This is a genomic window from Delftia sp. ASV31 (assembly GCF_016428765.1).
Taxonomy (GTDB): domain Bacteria; phylum Pseudomonadota; class Gammaproteobacteria; order Burkholderiales; family Burkholderiaceae_C; genus Comamonas; species Comamonas acidovorans.
The window spans coordinates 1-314 of sequence record NZ_JAELTK010000291.1 but is presented as its reverse complement, the minus strand read 5'-3'; the positions used below and the strand labels follow the sequence as shown (position 1 = coordinate 314).

1 protein-coding gene is annotated in these 314 nt (G+C 76.1%); it reads right to left on the bottom strand.

From position 1 onward, the window contains the following. Positions 1 to 3 precede the first annotated feature (3 nt). On the bottom strand, positions 4 to 314 hold a 311-nt coding region (locus tag JHD82_RS29460; RefSeq protein WP_374191683.1), incomplete at its 5' end, for a hypothetical protein.

Here is a 314-nt window from a genome sequence, read left to right as displayed (position 1 = left end):
CGATCAGCGCATCCAGTACCTGGCCCACAGGGGCGCCGGCCGTGCCGCCGAGCAGGTCGCCAACGGTGTTTTGCACCGTGGTGACAAGGCCGTCGCCGCTGCCTGTGCCGCCGCCCGGAACCAGGCCTGTCTCTTATACACATCTGACGCTGCCGACGAAATGCGAACAGTGTAGATCTCGGTGGTGGCCGGATCATTAAAAAGGGGGGGGGGGGGGGGGGGGGGGGGGGGGGGGGGGGGGGGGGGGGGGGGGGGGGGGGGGGGGGGGGGGGGGGGGGGGGGGGGGGGGGGGGGGGGGGGGGGGGGGGGGGGGG